Here is a 15,403-nt window from a genome sequence, read left to right on the forward strand (position 1 = left end):
AATGGTAAGGCCCCTTCGCGCTGAACATCAGGCTTCAGACTGATAGCCGACATCGTCCAGGGTGGGATTTCCTGCTGCGGTCCGCGCCAGCTCGTCGCAGCGTTCGTTTTCGACGTGACCAGCATGTCCCTTAACCCACTTCCAGTGAATGTCGTGATGGCTGAGCGCCGCGTCCAGCCGTTTCCACAGATCGACATTTTTCACTGGTTTTTTGTCGGCAGTTTTCCAGCCGCGTTTTTTCCAGTTATGGATCCAGCTGGTGATCCCCTGGCGAACATACTGGCTGTCGGTGCTGAGCACCACTGCACAGGGCTGGGTCAAGGCTTCCAGTGCCACAATTGCCGCCATCATTTCCATGCGGTTGTTGGTGGTCAGATGGAAACCGGCGCTAAAGGTCTTCTCATGTTTACCGTAACGCATAATGGCGCCGTAACCGCCGGGGCCTGGGTTACCCAGGCACGAACCGTCGGTGAAAATTTCTACCTGCTTAAGCATCTCTGGTAGACTCCCCGTAGAAAAAACGCCAAGTCTGACATAAACGGGTCCTATGAGCACAGTAAATACAACGCGTCAGATCGTACTCGATACCGAAACCACCGGTATGAACATGATCGGTGTCCACTATGAGGGGCACCGTATTATTGAAATCGGTGCTGTTGAGGTGATCAACCGCCGTCTGACCGGCAATAACTTCCATGTTTATCTCAAGCCCGATCGGTTGATCGACCCGGAAGCGTTCGGCGTGCACGGTATTGCCGATGAATTCCTGCTGGACAAACCGACCTTTGCACAGATCGCTGACGACTTCCTGGCCTACATAAACGGTGCCGAGCTGGTGATCCATAACGCCTCGTTCGACATCGGCTTTATGGATTATGAGTTTGCCAAACTGCAGCGCGGCATAGCGAAAACGGAAACCTTCTGCAAAATCACCGATAGTCTGGCGATGGCGCGTAAGCTGTTCCCCGGCAAGCGCAACAGCCTTGATGCGCTGTGCTCACGCTACGAGATAGATAACAGCAAGCGTACACTGCACGGCGCACTGCTTGACTCCGAAATTCTGGCGGAGGTGTTCCTGACCATGACCGGCGGGCAGACCTCGCTGGCATTCTCGATGGAAGGGGAGCGTGAAAAGCAGCAGGACGGTGAGACCATCCAGCGCATAGCGCGGCCCGCTTCTGGCTTGCGCGTGGTGCGCGCCAGCGAACAGGAACTGATGGCGCACGAAGCACGTCTCGATCTGGTTGAGAAAAAAGGTGGCAGCTGCCTGTGGCGTCCACAAGAAATTGATGGCTGAACCGCGCGTTGCGCTGAAAAAAAACGCAGTTAAGCTTATTCTACTGAAAAAGCGTTGACGAAGTTGATACAGCCCCGTAATATCCGCCTCGTTCCCGACGGGGAACACAGCGCGGAGCGGTAGTTCAGTTGGTTAGAATACCTGCCTGTCACGCAGGGGGTCGCGGGTTCGAGCCCCGTCCGTTCCGCCAGATATACAGGAAGGCCGATTCGAAAGAATCGGCCTTTCGTCGTTTTATTCTTCCTGCAACGCGACATGACGGACATAACCCTGAGTTGCGCTTCTTACCACCTCGTCCCGCGCTACCCAGCGATAAATCCCGCCCCCCAGCGCCACGCCGATAAACCAGCTGAAGTTAGCCACCGTGTGCAGTGAGGGAGTGAAGCTAATCAGCAGGCCCAGCGCCACCGACGGCAGCAGAGCCGCAATAGCTTTTGGATTAAAGCCGCCGCGATACCAGTACTTGCCCTGTGGCGTATCGTTGAACAGATCGTCGACGGAAATCTGGCTGCGTTTAACCAGGTAGAAGTCAGCCAGCAGGATGCCGAACAGCGGCCCGATGCAGGCTCCCAGCACATCCAGCGTGTAATGGATCAGCTCAGGCGACTGGAACAAATTCCACGGCGTCAGCAGCACAGAACCGACCGCAGCGATCATGCCGCCGGTGCGGAAGCTGATTTTCTGTGGCGAACAGTTGGAGAAGTCAAACGCCGGAGAGACAAAGTTGGCGACGATATTAATGCCGACGGTGGCGGTGATCATCGTTAGCAGACCAAGCGCTACCGCCAGATCGTTGCCGACCATGCTGGCAGTTTCAATCGGATCGGTGATCATGCGGCCAAACAGCGATTGCGTACCAGAGACGATAACCACGGTCACGATGGCGAAAAGCAGGAAGTTGAATGGCAGCCCCCAGCGGTTGCCCCGGCGGATCTCACCCATGTTTTTCGCATAACGCGAAAAGTCACCAAAGTTCAGCAGCGGGCCGGAGAAGTATGAAACCACCAGTGCGGTGGCGGTAATCATCTGCCATACCTGCTGGCTACCGGACAGTCCCTTGCTGGCCAGCGTAAATGAAATGCCGTCAAAACCGGTTTTGTATACAATCCAGCCAGCCAGCGCCCCCATCACCACGTACACCGCCGGGCCAGCCACATCAATAAAGCGTTTAATCGCGTTCATTCCGTGCCAGAACACTATCGCCTGTAACAGCCACATCATTGAGAAGCAGATCCAGCCAAGCGTTGATAACCCAATCCACGACGTATGCGTCAGTGCGGCCAGCCCCGGCCAGAACTTCAGGGATACCAGCATCAGCGCATTAGACGCCAGCCATGTCTGAATACCGTACCAGGCAAAGGCGATCAGGCCGCGGATCACCGCCGGGATATTCGCGCCAAACACGCCGAATGCCTGACGGCAGATAACCGCATAAGGCACCCCGGCCATCTGACTGGGCTTAGCCACCAGGTTAGCGCACAGCTGCACAATACAGATACCGCCCAGCAGGCACAGCAGCACCTGCCAGCTGGCAAGGCCGAGCGTAAAGAAGCTGGCGGCAACCACATAGCCACCCATGCTGTGTACGTCAGACATCCAGAACGAGAAAATGTTGTACCAGCTCCAGTTCTGGTCACGGGTAGGTGCCAGATCCTCATTACATAAGCGCGGGCTGTAGCCTGCAGGGGTGCCAGGCGCCGCTGGCGTGGAAGAACGTCGACTGTTTGGCATAAAACCTGCTCCTCTGATTGAGCGATTGATAACTGGCTTAACAGAGACATTGCAGGATCCAGGCCAGATTGAGGTTACATGTATACAATAACGATTTATTATGTGTACGATTCTGGCAGAAAATGAAGTTGAGTGGGGGAGTGAATGACAAGTGAGAGCGGGCTGAAAACGGCCTCGGACCTGAGTGACAAGGATGAACCTATCTATCAGGCACTGATGACGGCGATCGTTGAGCACCAGCTTCCTCCAGGCAGCAAACTGCCGGAAGAGGCGCTAAGTGAAGTGTTTGGCGTCAGTCGTACCGGCATTCGTAAGGTACTGCAGCGCCTTGCGGCGGTGCAAATGGTGACCCTGACGCCCAAACGTGGTGCGCAGGTCGCCACGCCGACGGTCGAAGAGGCGCAGGATATTTTCCACACGCGTAGCCTGATTGAGTGTGCAAATTTGCCGCAGGTGCTGGCTCACTGTCAACGCCCGCATCTGGCGGCGCTGGAAACGCTTATCCAACGGGAACAGCAGGCGCATGACCATCATGATGGCGCAGCGGCTATTCGTCTGTCGGCCGCTTTCCATATTCAGCTACAGGCGATCGCCGGTAATCAGGTGTTGGCCGACATCGTCACACGCCTGACCCGCCGATCTTCGCTGGTAGTGGCGGCTTACGGCGCGCCCTGGCAGCAGGGCTGCCGCTGTAACGATCACCATCGCCTGGTGGCGCTGCTGCGGGACAAATCCCTGGCTAAACTGACTGACGTATTGCGGCAACATTTCGAACAAATTATTGCCAGTCTGCGCTTTGAACGCAGTGGCGAAACGCTGCCGGACTTTGCCCGGCTGTTTGCGGCAAAAGGAGTACGATGATGAATAGCACGCGGGTCATCCAGGTCATCAACCCGAACACCAGTCTGGCGATGACCGAAACCATCGGCGCGGCGGCGCGGGCGGTGGCTGCGCCAGATACTGAGATTTTGGCAGTATGCCCGAGCCAGGGCGTGCCCTCCATCGAAGGGCATTTTGACGAAGCGATAGCCGCGATCGGCGTGCTGGAACAGGTCAAAGCCGGGCGTGCGCTGGGGGTTTGTGGGCATGTGATTGCCTGTTTCGGCGATCCGGGCCTGCTGGCGGCGCGTGAGCTGGCACAAGGCCCGGTGGTGGGCATTGCCGAAGCCGCGATGCATATGGCGACCCTTGTCGCAACGCGATTTTCTATTGTTACCACGCTGCCGCGCACGCTGATCGTTGCCCGGCATTTACTGCGCCAGTACGGTTTTGAGCACCACTGCGCGGCGCTGCACGCCATCGATCTGCCGGTGCTGGCGCTGGAGGATGGCAGCGGGCTGGCGCAGGAAAAAGTGCGGCAACGTTGTATACAGGCGAAACGTGAAGATGGCAGCGGAGCGATTGTCCTCGGCTGTGGCGGCATGGCCGATCTGGCGCAGGAGCTGACGCGTGAACTGGGCCTGCCGGTGATCGATGGCGTAACCGCTGCGGTCAAAATGGTTGAGTCGCTGGTGGCGTTAGGCCTCGACACCAGTAAGCATGGCGATCTCGACTTTCCGTTAAGAAAAAAACTGTCGGGCCAGTTTGCGTCTCTGAACTGACAGTCCGTACCCGTTTGTTTTTCCGCCGCTAAGGACTGATATCATGAGTAATCCCCCGGAAAAGAGAGAGTACAGCTTCAACAATAACTACCCGCGCGATCTGCGCGGCTATGCGGGTCAACCACCGCACGCGGCCTGGCCTGCTAAAGCGAAAATCGCGGTACAGTTTGTCCTGAACTACGAAGAGGGTGCAGAGAACAACGTGCTGCATGGCGATGCCGGTTCCGAGCAGTTCCTCTCCGATATTATCGCTGCTGCCAGCTACCCCGCGCGACATATGTCGATGGAGTCGCTGTATGAATACGGCTCGCGTGCCGGGTTCTGGCGGATTCATCATGAATTCCAGCGGCGCGGTCTGCCGCTCACGGTGTTTGCCGTGGCGATGGCGCTGGCGCGTCACCCGGAGATTGTCGCGGCGATCAAAGAAGCGGATTACGATGTGGTCAGCCACGGCTGGCGCTGGATCAGCTATCAGGGCATGGATGCGAAAACCGAGCGTCAGCATATGCAGCTGGCGTTGGATACCCTCACCGAGCTGTTTGGCAAAACCCCAACCGGCTGGTACACCGGGCGCGACAGCCCCAATACCCGCAGGCTGGTGGTGGAGCAGGGCGGCTTAACCTATGACAGCGACTACTACGGCGACGACCTGCCGTTCTGGACGCGGGTCACCTGTCAGGATGGTACGGTAAAGCCGCATTTGATCATCCCCTATACGCTCGAAACCAACGATATGCGCTTTGCCACGGCGCAGGGGTTCAGCACCGCCGGGCAGTTCTATAACTATCTGAAAGACAGTTTTGACCTGCTGTATGAGGAGGGGGAAAGCGCGCCGAAGATGCTGTCAATAGGCATGCACTGCCGCCTGCTGGGCCGCCCAGGGCGTTTTCGTGCGCTGCAACGTTTCCTTGATCATATCCAGCAGCATGACCGGGTATGGATCTGTACCCGTCAGGAAATAGCCGACCACTGGATAAAAACGCATCCGCCTGAAGTGTGACAGGCAAGCACCATGACACAGAGGATGAGTATTCTTCAGATGTGCGGTTTTGAAGATGAAAATTGTGATGTTTTTTGCAAGAGCCGGATGCACTCAATGGCTTCCGTAACCAGACGGTGGTTATCAGAAAACCCGGACGCTGGCAGACATCTGTTACAACAACAATGCCTGCTGATTCATCAGTAGGCATTGTGTAATTATTGTATTTTGCGGTTTATCTGCGCCGAGACATCAGCGCCATTGTCATCACGTGTTGCCATCAGGAACAGGCATCGGCCGTTGCTGGTTCGCTCCCATTGGGCTCCGACAGCCGCTTTTTCTCTGGAATCCGCGCTGTCTTGTAAATGCTGGCCTTTATACTCCACCACAAGCAGCCGGCCATCTTCCAGCTCGCAGACAAAGTCTGGATAGAAGTAACCGCCTGCAACAGGTAGTTTGAAAGACAAACGAGGCTCTTTTTCTACATTGCGTACCCAGTGTTTGACTTTGGGATGCATATCAATATTTCTTGCGCAAACAAATTCTTCCGTCAGTTTACCCGCGGCCGTTTTTTCACGTAAATCATGGATTTGAGCACTGCCATAATAGTGCTTCTGGAAGCGATAGGTTCCCTGATAGTAGGGAGGGCGTCCGGCATAGTAATTAGGTTTGAACGTGAAGAAATAATCCATGCCGTCTTGTAATTCCGCTGTCACCATATCAGGTAAAAGCTGCTGGAAACCTGTTTCTCCCGCTCGTTTTTTGCGCGCAGCAATATCATTATACAACGCATCAACCAGCTGATACTTACCCCGAATCAGCGCGGTGAGGGAGATCTTTGAATGGTGCATCAGATAATCCAGCATTTTAGATAAATATGCCTGCATCTCCCGCTGGAATATATTGGGCAGGCGCAACTGCGAATCTAACCAAACAATCAAATCATCTTCTGTTATTTTTGAATCAACCCCATCCAGCGCCATTTGAGAAGCAGATACAAAAGCTGATGCCAGCCTTCCTTTTTCCATATCGAGTTGCCACGATCTCGCTTTTTCATTAATTGAAAAAGAGGGCAGCGCGATAGCATCGGTTAACAGGCTGAATTGGCTCATTTCTTCCATCAGTGCCGTATCGACAATACAGGTATCTTCATGCTCTCGCCAGCATAAGAGCGGTAACTGGCCAAACGGGACACCTCGCGCACCTGGACTGGTTTCAGCATCAACGCGCGCTTTTTCCTGGTCGATTTTTTGTTTAACCGATTTCTGGTGTTTTTTGGCTACGCCCGTCAGGATAAAATCTTCAACTTCCTGAGTGATAAGGCCATTTACTAAAATGGTTGCCCCGGCCTGGGTTGGACGAATGACTATTTTTTGCTGGAGTGAAGCGGGCACTGGCGTTTCCGGCATGGCCGGCAGCGGAACGCTGCTGGTCGGCATATCAGCGCGAGGAGCCGCGCTTCCGGCCTGCTGCTGGTTGAACAGTCCGGGGACAACTGGCGTTCGAGACTGCAACACCATTGCAGCTTCAAGGGGATCAAAGCCCATATTATTGACCAGATTATCCTGAATACGGTGCAGTGCTTCACCGAAGCTGTGGGCGGTGATATGGGCATAAGCCTGGTTTAACTCGGGGTTCTGACGGGATCGGGCATACGGCATGCGTAAAACACGGCCAAGTAACTGTTCTACATCTTTGGCACTGCGCGACTCCTGCATACTGCACAACACGTAAGCAAAAGAGCAATCCCACCCTTCTTTAAGCGCTTCAACGGTCACCACGTAGCGCACCGGACACGCCGGATCGAACAAATTCACCCCGTCCAGCTCTTTTTGCGTGCCGGTTGCAATCGCAATCTGTTCTTTAGGAATTTTTTCCACGTGTTCAAGATGCGCGGCCAGCACTTCAACGGTGACCTGTTTGCCTTTAGGTTCCGCCTGGAACAACACCATAGGGCGTAAATAATCGGGTTCTTTTTGCGCGAGTAATTCTAGCTTTTGTTGCGTCAGAATGGCATCGCGCACCGCATCTTGCCACCCGGTAATATGCTCCATCAGCATAATCGGCAGCTTGATCATCTCTTCATTTTTTAGCTCTTGCGCACTGACGTGGTAGAGCACGTTGGAGCCTTTCACCGGCGTGGCCGTTAGCTCAACGATAGCCGAAGGATTAAAGCGCTTAAGCGTTTCAAAGCTGTTTTGTGTGCGGCTGTTATGCGCTTCATCAACGATGATCATCGGATTGTGCAAATGTAGCCAGTTCGCCAGCGAGGCTTTAATTTTCCCCAGATCCGCTTCCGTAAGGAAAGGTTGTGCCGCCAGGTCGGATGCTTTTACCACATCCAGTGCCGGAAATTGAGCCGTGGTGACGCCATTAAAATGATGTACCAGCGATTCATCGAAAGAATATACGTTACGCTGAGTGGTATCAGCGACCCGAAAGGCCTGTATTGTGGCGACGATAACAATCGCATGAGTACCCACTTCGTGTGGACCCACGGTGGCTAAACTTCCCAGGTCACATATCCGCACCTTATCGTTAAAGCGCTGATCCAGAGACTGGCGATAAGGATGGCGCTTATTCATCAACGCTTTTAGCGTTTGCTCACGAATGGCATCAGAGGGAACCAGCCATAAGGCCACCGGGGCGTCAGTAAAGGTGTAATGCTGGTCGATTTCACCAATCACATGCGCCGCAAGCAGCGTTTTCCCGCCCCCGGTTGGCAGTCGCAGACATACGCAAGGCACATCACCAAATGCCGTATCCTGATAGGGGAGCAATGGCTCCCCCCTGACCTTGTATTGTTGCTGCAACGGTTGCTCACGCCATACTCTGTGCAGATCGCCCTGGGTACTTAACTGACTGAAAAATTGAGCCAGGGTAGCAAGCGCACGGGCCTGATAATGTTTAAGATTAAAGCTCACTGGGCACCTCGTTAGCGCAAGACAATATCATAAGGAATTTGTTTGAATGTCACGTTGGCCTGTGCCAGACGTTCAGGGCCGATGCGGCTGGTTTCGCCGTAAATAATTTTAGGGCCGTTATGAGGGAAGGTGTCCAGCAGCCAGGCCAGCAGTGTGCGCGTCAGAACATTACCGCCGTTTGGGCGACGATCGCCCAGTATGCCGTTATACAGTAAATACCAGGCCGTACCGTTATGAACACCGAGGCAGGGTTTATCCATCGTTTGCTGCGCGCCGGTGCCGGTTTCGTGATGCCAGATATAGGCCGCCAGAGGGGCAAACTTAATATCGGGACAAATTCTGCCATTTGGCTGGAATACCGGTTCCGGGTTTAAGGTATAAAAACTACACCCGCCGCCGCCCTGCCATTCAACACTCTGCGAGATGCCGCCCTGCTCGCCTGCAATCACTTTTTGCAGGCGAGGGATGCAGTGCGTTCTGGCATGTTCGCCCATTTCAATCCCGATATAGCGACGGTTCATTTTATGGGCAACGGCGGCGGTGGTGCCGGAGCCGAGGAAGGAGTCGAGAATGAGGTCGCCAGGATTGGATGCAATATGTAAAATTCGCTGAATTAGGCGTTCTGGTTTAGGAGTACTGAATACATCACTGGAGAATAATGCGACAGCTTCTTTTTTTGCTTCTTGAGTGTGACCAACTTCATCATATGGCCAAAAGGTACGAGGGATTATTCCTTGCTGTACTTCTGATAAAAAGCGTTTTAAACGAGGCACGCCATCACCTGTTTTACCCCACCATATTCTTTTATCAGCGTCTAGAGCATCGAGTTTATCTTTAGAAACTCTCCAATACGTTCCCGGCGGTGGTCCGGGAATCACGCGCCCTGCTGGATTAGTTACAGGATATATCCCTAAACTATAAGAATTTCTTGCTGTTAAATTGTCTGATGTCCAAATGCCCCGAGGGTCATTATCAGGATTTTTATAAATTGAGTCCTGTTTTGCAGTTCTTGGCATAAGATTTGGAACCCAGCCATTAGCTTGCTTCCCGTAGATAAGAATATGATCGTGATCAACTGATAAATGTTTAGCACTATTTTTTGTAGCGAAAACCTTTTGCCATAAAGAGTTGGCGATAAAATTTTCTCGACCAAACACTTCATCCATCATAACTTTCATATAATGAGCTTCATTATCGTCAATAGTCACCCAAATACTCCCGTCTTCCGCCAACAGATCGCGAAGCAGCACCAGGCGAGGGTACATCATGGATAACCACTGGCTGTGTTCCAGCTTGTCGTCATAGTGCTCAAAAGCGGATTGGGTATTGTAGGGGGGATCAATAAAAATACATTTAACCTGGCCGGCATAAAGCGGCATTAAGGCGCGCAGCGCCAGCAGGTTATCCCCTTGTATAATCATATTGTCTTTTGCCGGCGTACCGAACTCTGCTTCTTTTTGCAACAGATGGTAAGGCACGGCTGTACTGACAGCCTTAGCCTAGTTTTTATTGACCCAATCCAAAAACGGCATAGTGGTGTTTTGTCCTTCGGTTAAACTTGGCTAACATGATACCTTAAAAGCTGATTTTTTTCAGGCTGCGGCCTGCTGATTATCCGGGCTTAGCCCATTGCAGGCAGGCAAGGAGAAGGGCAATCCGCCTCACGAAAAAACACAGGAACACATCACTATAATTAATGAGATGACGGACTCTATGGAAAGCAAAGTTTGGATGGTGCGGGGTGATGCAGGCAGGCTCTATGATAATTTTCGTGAGAAAAACGTTGTCGCTATTGGCTGGTCACAGCTGGCGCCGCGGGTGAAACCCGGACTTTCCCGCGACCAGCTGCTGGCCATTTACCTGGAGCTTGAACCGCAGGTAAAACTGGGCACGGCGCGTTCCGGCAGGTCGCAAATCTGGCGTTTTGTCAATGAGATCCGGCAGGGTGACTGGGTTATTACCTACTCGCGAGCCAACCGGACCTACTTATTAGGCAGAGTCATTTCAGATTTTGAGTATCACCCGGAATGGCTTGAAGAGGGGATGGGCATCGCCCGCCGGGTGAAATGGAACGCTGAAGAGATTAAGCGCGATAACTTGAGTGATGCGACGAAAAATCCGCTTGGCTCCACGCTAACGGTCTTTCAGCTCCCTGACTATGCCGTCAATGAACTGTTATATGAAGATCGGGCCACTGCGGTGACAATACCGCAGATACCTGACGTTATTGAAGATGACGATGCGCTTTCCGATCCTTTACGTGATATGGAGATGGTCGCCTTTGAAGGGATTAAGGATCGTATTAATCGCCTGGACTGGGATGAAATGCAGCACCTGGTGGCGGGCGTTTTGCGCAGCATGGGCTACAAAACCCAGGTCTCTCCAGCAGGAGCCGATCGTGGCAAGGACATCATCGCTTCCCCGGACGGATTCGGTTTTGAAAATCCCCGTATTATTGTTGAAGTCAAGCATCGCCGTGATCAAACAGGCAGCCAGCAGATCCGCAGCTTTATAGGCGGCCGACATAAAGACGATCGTGGGTTATATGTCAGTACTGGCGGTTTTACCAAAGATGCGCGTTATGAAGCCGATCGATCAACGATCCCGCTAACGCTGTGGACGCTGGACGATCTGGTGCGTGCCCTGCTGGAAAACTATGAACAGATTGATATCGAAACTAAATTGCTGGTTCCGTTGAAAAGAACCTATCTACCCGCATAATTGTTAGCCCCATAAACGTTGCCCTTTAGCTAAAGGGCAACCGACGGGCGTTTTGGCCGGGCGCAACCTCAACCCAGCAAACTCACCTGTGCCGCCACGATGCGCCAGCCAACGGGCAGTTTGACCCAGGTTTGCTGCTGGCGGCCGATCTTCTCGCTGCCCTTGCGGGTGAACTCGGTGCTACAGACGGCGAAATCATCGCCGAAGGTGGTGATAACCGTGTTCTGTAGCCGGCGATGCAACCTGACCGACGGGCGCGCGGCGCGAAAGGCGCGTATCGCCTCAATGCCGTACAGGTTTTCTCCGGCTCCCAGGCGCACGGTGCGCTCATCGTGCCAGAACAGTTCATCCAGCACGGCAATATCGTTGCTAACCAGCGCCTGCTCATAGCGATAAAACGCCACGCTGACTTCGGCCACGATTGTCGGCTGATTAATGGCTTCGTTTTTCATCCTTTATTCTCTCCTGTTGCAGGCGCAGCCTGTGCAATGCCCAGCTGTTCCAGCACGCGTGCCGCCCGCAGGCAGGCTTGTTCTTTAAATGGCGCGGCGATCAGCTGTAAGCCGATGGGCATGCCACCAGCGGTGCGCAGAGGAACGGTGGTAACCGGCAGGCCGAGAAAGGAAATCGGCTGCGTCAGCATGCCCATGCTGGCGCGAACCGGCAGGTCGCAGCCGTTAATGTGCAGGGTTTCCTGACCAATCAGCGTAGCGCTGGTGGGGGTTGCCGGGGCAATCAGCACATCGACATGCTGAAACAATGGCAGCACCTGCTGCTGGAAATGGCGGCGGAAGCGCTGCGCCTGCACGTACCAGGCGGCGGGGATCATCGCTCCGGCCAGCAGGCGCTCGCGCGACAGCGGTTCAAAGCGTTCTGGCATATGGCGCAGCGCCGGCAGATAGTGGTTGCCCCCTTCTGACGCGGTGATAATAAAGGCGGCGGAGCGTGCCAGCCCGGCTTCTGGCAGCAGCACCTCTTCGCAGGCGTCCAGCGCCCGCGCTGCGCTGGCTACCGCCGCGCGCGCATCGTCATCGCACCACTGCAGGAACCAGCCGCCGAGCACGCCACAGCGTAATCCCTCCAGCCCGGCATCCGGCAGCGGCGTTACCGGCTGCACCGGCTTGTTGGCCTGGAAGCCGTCGCTGGCATCGCGCCCCTGCAAAATATCATAGACCTGAGCAAGGTCGTCAACGCGGCGGGCAAACGGGCCGATATGATCGAGGCTGGCGACAAACGGATGCGTGCCGGAGCGCGACAGGCGACCAAAGGTCGGCTTCAGGCCGAAAATACCGCACAGCGAGGCCGGAACGCGAATCGAGCCGTTGGTATCCGATCCCAGTGAGAAGTGCACCAGCCCGGCGGCCACGGCGGCGGCTGAACCGCCGGATGAACCGCCGGCAATACGCGCCGCATCGTGCGGGTTGCGGGTTGCGCCATAATGGCTGTTTTCGGTGGTAAAACCGTAAGCGTAGGCATCCATATTCAGCATGCCGGACAGCAGGCCACCGCTGGCGGCCAGCTTAGCTACCGCCCAGGCATCATGCGATGCCGGCGGACGATCGCTCAGCAGACTGGCCCCGGCCAGCGTGGTATGCCCGGCAACGTCAAACAGATTTTTCACCGCGTAAGGTACTGCCGCCAGCGCAGGCAGCGGCTGGCCATTCCGTTGCAGGCCGTCCAGCCTGTCGGCCTCGCGCAGCATGCGATCCTCAGTGATGGCGGTCCAGGCGTTAAGCTGTGGGTTAGCCCGTTCAATGGCGGCCAGCGTCTGGCTGGCGACCTCGCGTGCGCTCAGTTCGCCCGCCGCCAGTGCGCGCTTTAGCTCGCTAATCGATAATGAAGCCAGATTCATGCTTTATACACTCCTGCCACTTCCAGCCGCTCGTCCAGCGGGAAGGCCATCAGCGGTTCGGCCAGCGCGGCGATACGACTGAACTGAATCAGCAGTTCGGCGCGGCGCGTTTCATCCAGCTCCAGCGCCAGGATATGTTCCATCTGTGCCACGTAGTCTGCCCAGGCGGGCGTTGTTTGCTTCATAATCTTCTCCCGTTAAAAACCGGCCGCGCTGCCGTTGCTGCGCGGATCGAAAGCGCCTTCCAGCATACCGTTTTTATGGCGTACGATGGCCCCGGCATGGCCAACCGCTTCGCTGAAGTCGGGCAGCATCTCCGTTTCGTGTCCCAGCGCGTGCAGGGCGGCGACGGTTTGGGGTGAAAACCGCCCCTCCAGCTTCAGCGAGTCGGAGGCCTGGCCCCAGGTTCGCCCAAGCAGCCAGCGCGGGGCGCTGATCGCCTGCTGCAACGGCATGCCCTGCACAACGTGACGGGTAAACAGTGCGGCCTGAGTTTGCGGCTGGCCGTCACCGCCCATCGAGCCGTAAACCATCGTGCGGCCATCGTTGAGGCGCGCCGCCGCCGGATTAAGGGTGTGGAAGGGCTGTTTGCCCGGAGCCAGCGCCAGCAGGCTAGCGGGGTCGAGGCTGAACGCTGCGCCGCGATTCTGCCAGGTGATGCCGGTGCCGGGGATCACCACGCCGCTGCCGAATTCGTGATAGATGCTCTGAATAAAGGAAACCGCCAGGCCGCTGCTGTCCATTACCCCCATCCATACCGTATCCCCCGGTCCCTTGCCGCTGCCCCACGGGGCAGCCTGGTTCAGGTCAATCCGCGATGCCAATTGTGCCAGACGATCGCCGTCGAGCAGATCCTGCATGTCTTCGCGCATATGGCGTGGATCGGTGATGTAACGGTCGCGCAGGCCAAAGGCCAGCTTGGTGGCTTCGACGATGCGATGCACGGTTTGCGCCTCACCGGCTTCAGCCATGTTCAGCCGATCGGTAATGCCGAGGATCGCCAGCGACACCAGGCCCTGGGTCGGCGGCGTCATATTGTAAATGTCACCATGCTGATGGCGAATGCGCAGCGGCCTGACGCGCTTCGCCCGCTGCGCGTTGAGATCTTGCAGCGTCAGCGGCATTCCCAGCCGGTATATTTCTTTCGCCAGCTGGTCTGCAAGGGGGCCGCGATAAAAACTGTCCAGACCGGCTTCCGCCAGATGCATCAAAGTATCAGCCAGTTCGGGTTGGGTGAAGCGGCTGCCAGGGCGCGGGACGCTGCCATCCGGCAGGAAGGTAGCGGCAAAACCGGGTTGCTGGCACAGCTCGGCATATTTGCTGGCGGTGGCGGCAGACTGCGATGCGGTGACCGGGATGCCGTCGGCGGCATAGCGGATCGCGTCGGCCAGCAGGCGCGCCAGCGGGCGCTGTTGTCCGCCTAGCTCACGCGAGATCTCCAGCGCCAGCGACCAGCCGCTCACCGTGCCGGGAACGGTCAGCGCCGCCCGTGGACCGCGATGAGGAATGGTTTTGCTGCCCTGGTAGAATTCGGCGGTTGCCAGTGAACCCGCCGCGCCGCTGGCATCAATGGCTAGCGGATCTGCGCCCGGCGGCAAAATCAGCCAGAAGCCATCCCCGCCCAGTCCGTTCATATGCGGATAGACCACGGCGATGCTGGCCGCCGCGGCGACCATCGCTTCAATGGCATTACCGCCTTCGCGTAAAACGCCCAGCGCCGTTTCGCTGGCGAGGTGGTGAGGCGTGACGGCCATCCCCAGTGGGGCCATATTGCTTTGATTCATGCTTTTCTCGTCAATCGGAAAACGGATGAGCTTATAGAAGCAAGAGTTGTTCCAGTTTCTTGCTCTGTGAGCTGACAACAGGCATTTATCTGTCTGTCAGCAGTCGTTTTGATAAAACACGTCGAATGACAAGCCGTTACAGAGAGGCTGGAGAACAGGAAGTTTCGCGTTTAAGGATCACCGGCCGGATGAAAATAAGATCAACCTTTATATGAATGCCAGGCGGATGCGATGAATTTGGCATGTGCCGCCGTCCCTGACGCACATCGCCGTGGCATATTGCCAAAAACTGACCGCCGGCAATTAACATGGTGACAAAGACAGCGGTCGCCAAACCGGTCGTGAGGTTAGCCGCGCCTGATATCGCTGCAAGAAGCCCTCTCAGGGTTATATTTGTCCAACCACCAGCAGCCAGGGTGATGAATGCCCGCAAATTTAATGACAGCAGGGAGCGGGCATCGGGCAGTTTGATCAGGCGCAGCTCTGAAGGTTACGGCATGAAAAAAATTCGCTT

Annotated in this window: 13 protein-coding genes and 1 tRNA gene; 6 read left to right on the forward strand and 8 right to left on the reverse strand. The window is 55.6% G+C overall.

All coding sequences use genetic code 11. From position 1 onward, the window contains the following. Nucleotides 1-27: 27 nt before the first annotated feature. The gene (rnhA, locus tag JGC47_RS04250; protein ID WP_306475112.1) at nucleotides 28-555 is read right to left on the reverse strand and encodes a ribonuclease HI; all 528 of its coding nucleotides are present in this window, start codon (nucleotides 553-555) and stop codon (nucleotides 28-30) included. On the opposite strand from rnhA, the gene dnaQ reads away from it, so the two are divergent. Beyond that, nucleotides 548-1,297, forward strand: a complete 750-nt coding sequence (gene dnaQ, locus JGC47_RS04255; RefSeq protein WP_004156044.1) for a DNA polymerase III subunit epsilon — start codon at nucleotides 548-550, stop codon at nucleotides 1,295-1,297. The two genes, rnhA and dnaQ, sit on opposite strands and share 8 nt — an antisense overlap. 113 nt (nucleotides 1,298-1,410) lie before the next feature. After that, nucleotides 1,411-1,487: transfer RNA gene (locus JGC47_RS04260), tRNA-Asp, on the forward strand. A 44-nt stretch (nucleotides 1,488-1,531) separates the two neighbouring features. On the opposite strand, the gene JGC47_RS04265 is transcribed toward JGC47_RS04260, so the two are convergent. Next, entirely contained in the window at nucleotides 1,532-3,028 is a 1,497-nt protein-coding gene (locus JGC47_RS04265) for an NCS1 family nucleobase:cation symporter-1 (RefSeq protein WP_004156047.1), read from the reverse strand. A 144-nt stretch (nucleotides 3,029-3,172) separates the two neighbouring features. Between JGC47_RS04265 and JGC47_RS04270 the strand changes: the two genes are divergently transcribed. The 3 genes from JGC47_RS04270 to puuE are packed head-to-tail and all read left to right on the forward strand — an operon-like array spanning nucleotide 3,173 to nucleotide 5,629. Continuing rightward, entirely contained in the window at nucleotides 3,173-3,889 is a 717-nt protein-coding gene (locus JGC47_RS04270) for a GntR family transcriptional regulator (protein WP_004156052.1), read from the forward strand. Further along, complete coding sequence (gene hpxA, locus JGC47_RS04275) at nucleotides 3,889-4,629, forward strand: allantoin racemase (protein ID WP_013035894.1); 741 nt, start codon at nucleotides 3,889-3,891, stop codon at nucleotides 4,627-4,629. Before JGC47_RS04270 ends, hpxA begins: the two co-directional genes overlap by 1 nt. Nucleotides 4,630-4,672: 43 nt before the next feature. After that, nucleotides 4,673-5,629: an allantoinase PuuE gene (gene puuE, locus JGC47_RS04280; protein ID WP_004156054.1), complete on the forward strand. Its 957-nt coding sequence runs from the start codon at nucleotides 4,673-4,675 to the stop codon at nucleotides 5,627-5,629. A 197-nt stretch (nucleotides 5,630-5,826) separates the two neighbouring features. Here the strand turns inward: puuE and JGC47_RS04285 are convergent, their stop codons facing one another. Beyond that, nucleotides 5,827-8,532: a DEAD/DEAH box helicase gene (locus JGC47_RS04285; protein ID WP_004156058.1), complete on the reverse strand. Its 2,706-nt coding sequence runs from the start codon at nucleotides 8,530-8,532 to the stop codon at nucleotides 5,827-5,829. A gap of 11 nt (nucleotides 8,533-8,543) precedes the next feature. Next, on the reverse strand, nucleotides 8,544-10,010 hold the full coding sequence (locus tag JGC47_RS04290) for a site-specific DNA-methyltransferase (RefSeq protein WP_004164002.1): 1,467 nt from the start codon (nucleotides 10,008-10,010) through the stop codon (nucleotides 8,544-8,546). 223 nt (nucleotides 10,011-10,233) lie between these two features. Between JGC47_RS04290 and JGC47_RS04295 the strand changes: the two genes are divergently transcribed. After that, on the forward strand, nucleotides 10,234-11,253 hold the full coding sequence (locus tag JGC47_RS04295) for a restriction endonuclease (RefSeq protein WP_004156060.1): 1,020 nt from the start codon (nucleotides 10,234-10,236) through the stop codon (nucleotides 11,251-11,253). Nucleotides 11,254-11,321: 68 nt separating this feature from the next. Here JGC47_RS04295 and hpxZ read toward each other — a convergent pair whose 3' ends face one another. Genes hpxZ through JGC47_RS04315 form a run of 4 tightly spaced genes read right to left on the reverse strand, consistent with a single transcriptional unit; the run spans nucleotide 11,322 to nucleotide 14,889 of the window. After that, nucleotides 11,322-11,705 carry an oxalurate catabolism protein HpxZ gene (gene hpxZ, locus JGC47_RS04300; RefSeq protein WP_004156061.1) on the reverse strand — a complete coding sequence of 128 codons (384 nt, stop codon included), beginning with the start codon at nucleotides 11,703-11,705 and terminating at the stop codon, nucleotides 11,322-11,324. Further along, nucleotides 11,702-13,105 (reverse strand): AtzE family amidohydrolase, encoded by a 1,404-nt coding sequence (locus JGC47_RS04305; RefSeq protein ID WP_004156063.1) that lies wholly within the window; start codon nucleotides 13,103-13,105, stop codon nucleotides 11,702-11,704. Before JGC47_RS04305 ends, hpxZ begins: the two co-directional genes overlap by 4 nt. Continuing rightward, the gene (hpxX, locus tag JGC47_RS04310) at nucleotides 13,102-13,290 is read right to left on the reverse strand and encodes an oxalurate catabolism protein HpxX (RefSeq protein WP_004156064.1); all 189 of its coding nucleotides are present in this window, start codon (nucleotides 13,288-13,290) and stop codon (nucleotides 13,102-13,104) included. The genes JGC47_RS04305 and hpxX overlap by 4 nt, the downstream gene beginning before the upstream one ends. A 12-nt stretch (nucleotides 13,291-13,302) precedes the next feature. Next, on the reverse strand, nucleotides 13,303-14,889 hold the full coding sequence (locus JGC47_RS04315; protein ID WP_004156065.1) for a gamma-glutamyltransferase family protein: 1,587 nt from the start codon (nucleotides 14,887-14,889) through the stop codon (nucleotides 13,303-13,305). Between the last annotated feature and the right edge of the window lie 514 nt (nucleotides 14,890-15,403).

The sequence above is a fragment of the Erwinia amylovora genome, from assembly GCF_017161565.1.
Classification (GTDB): domain Bacteria; phylum Pseudomonadota; class Gammaproteobacteria; order Enterobacterales; family Enterobacteriaceae; genus Erwinia; species Erwinia amylovora.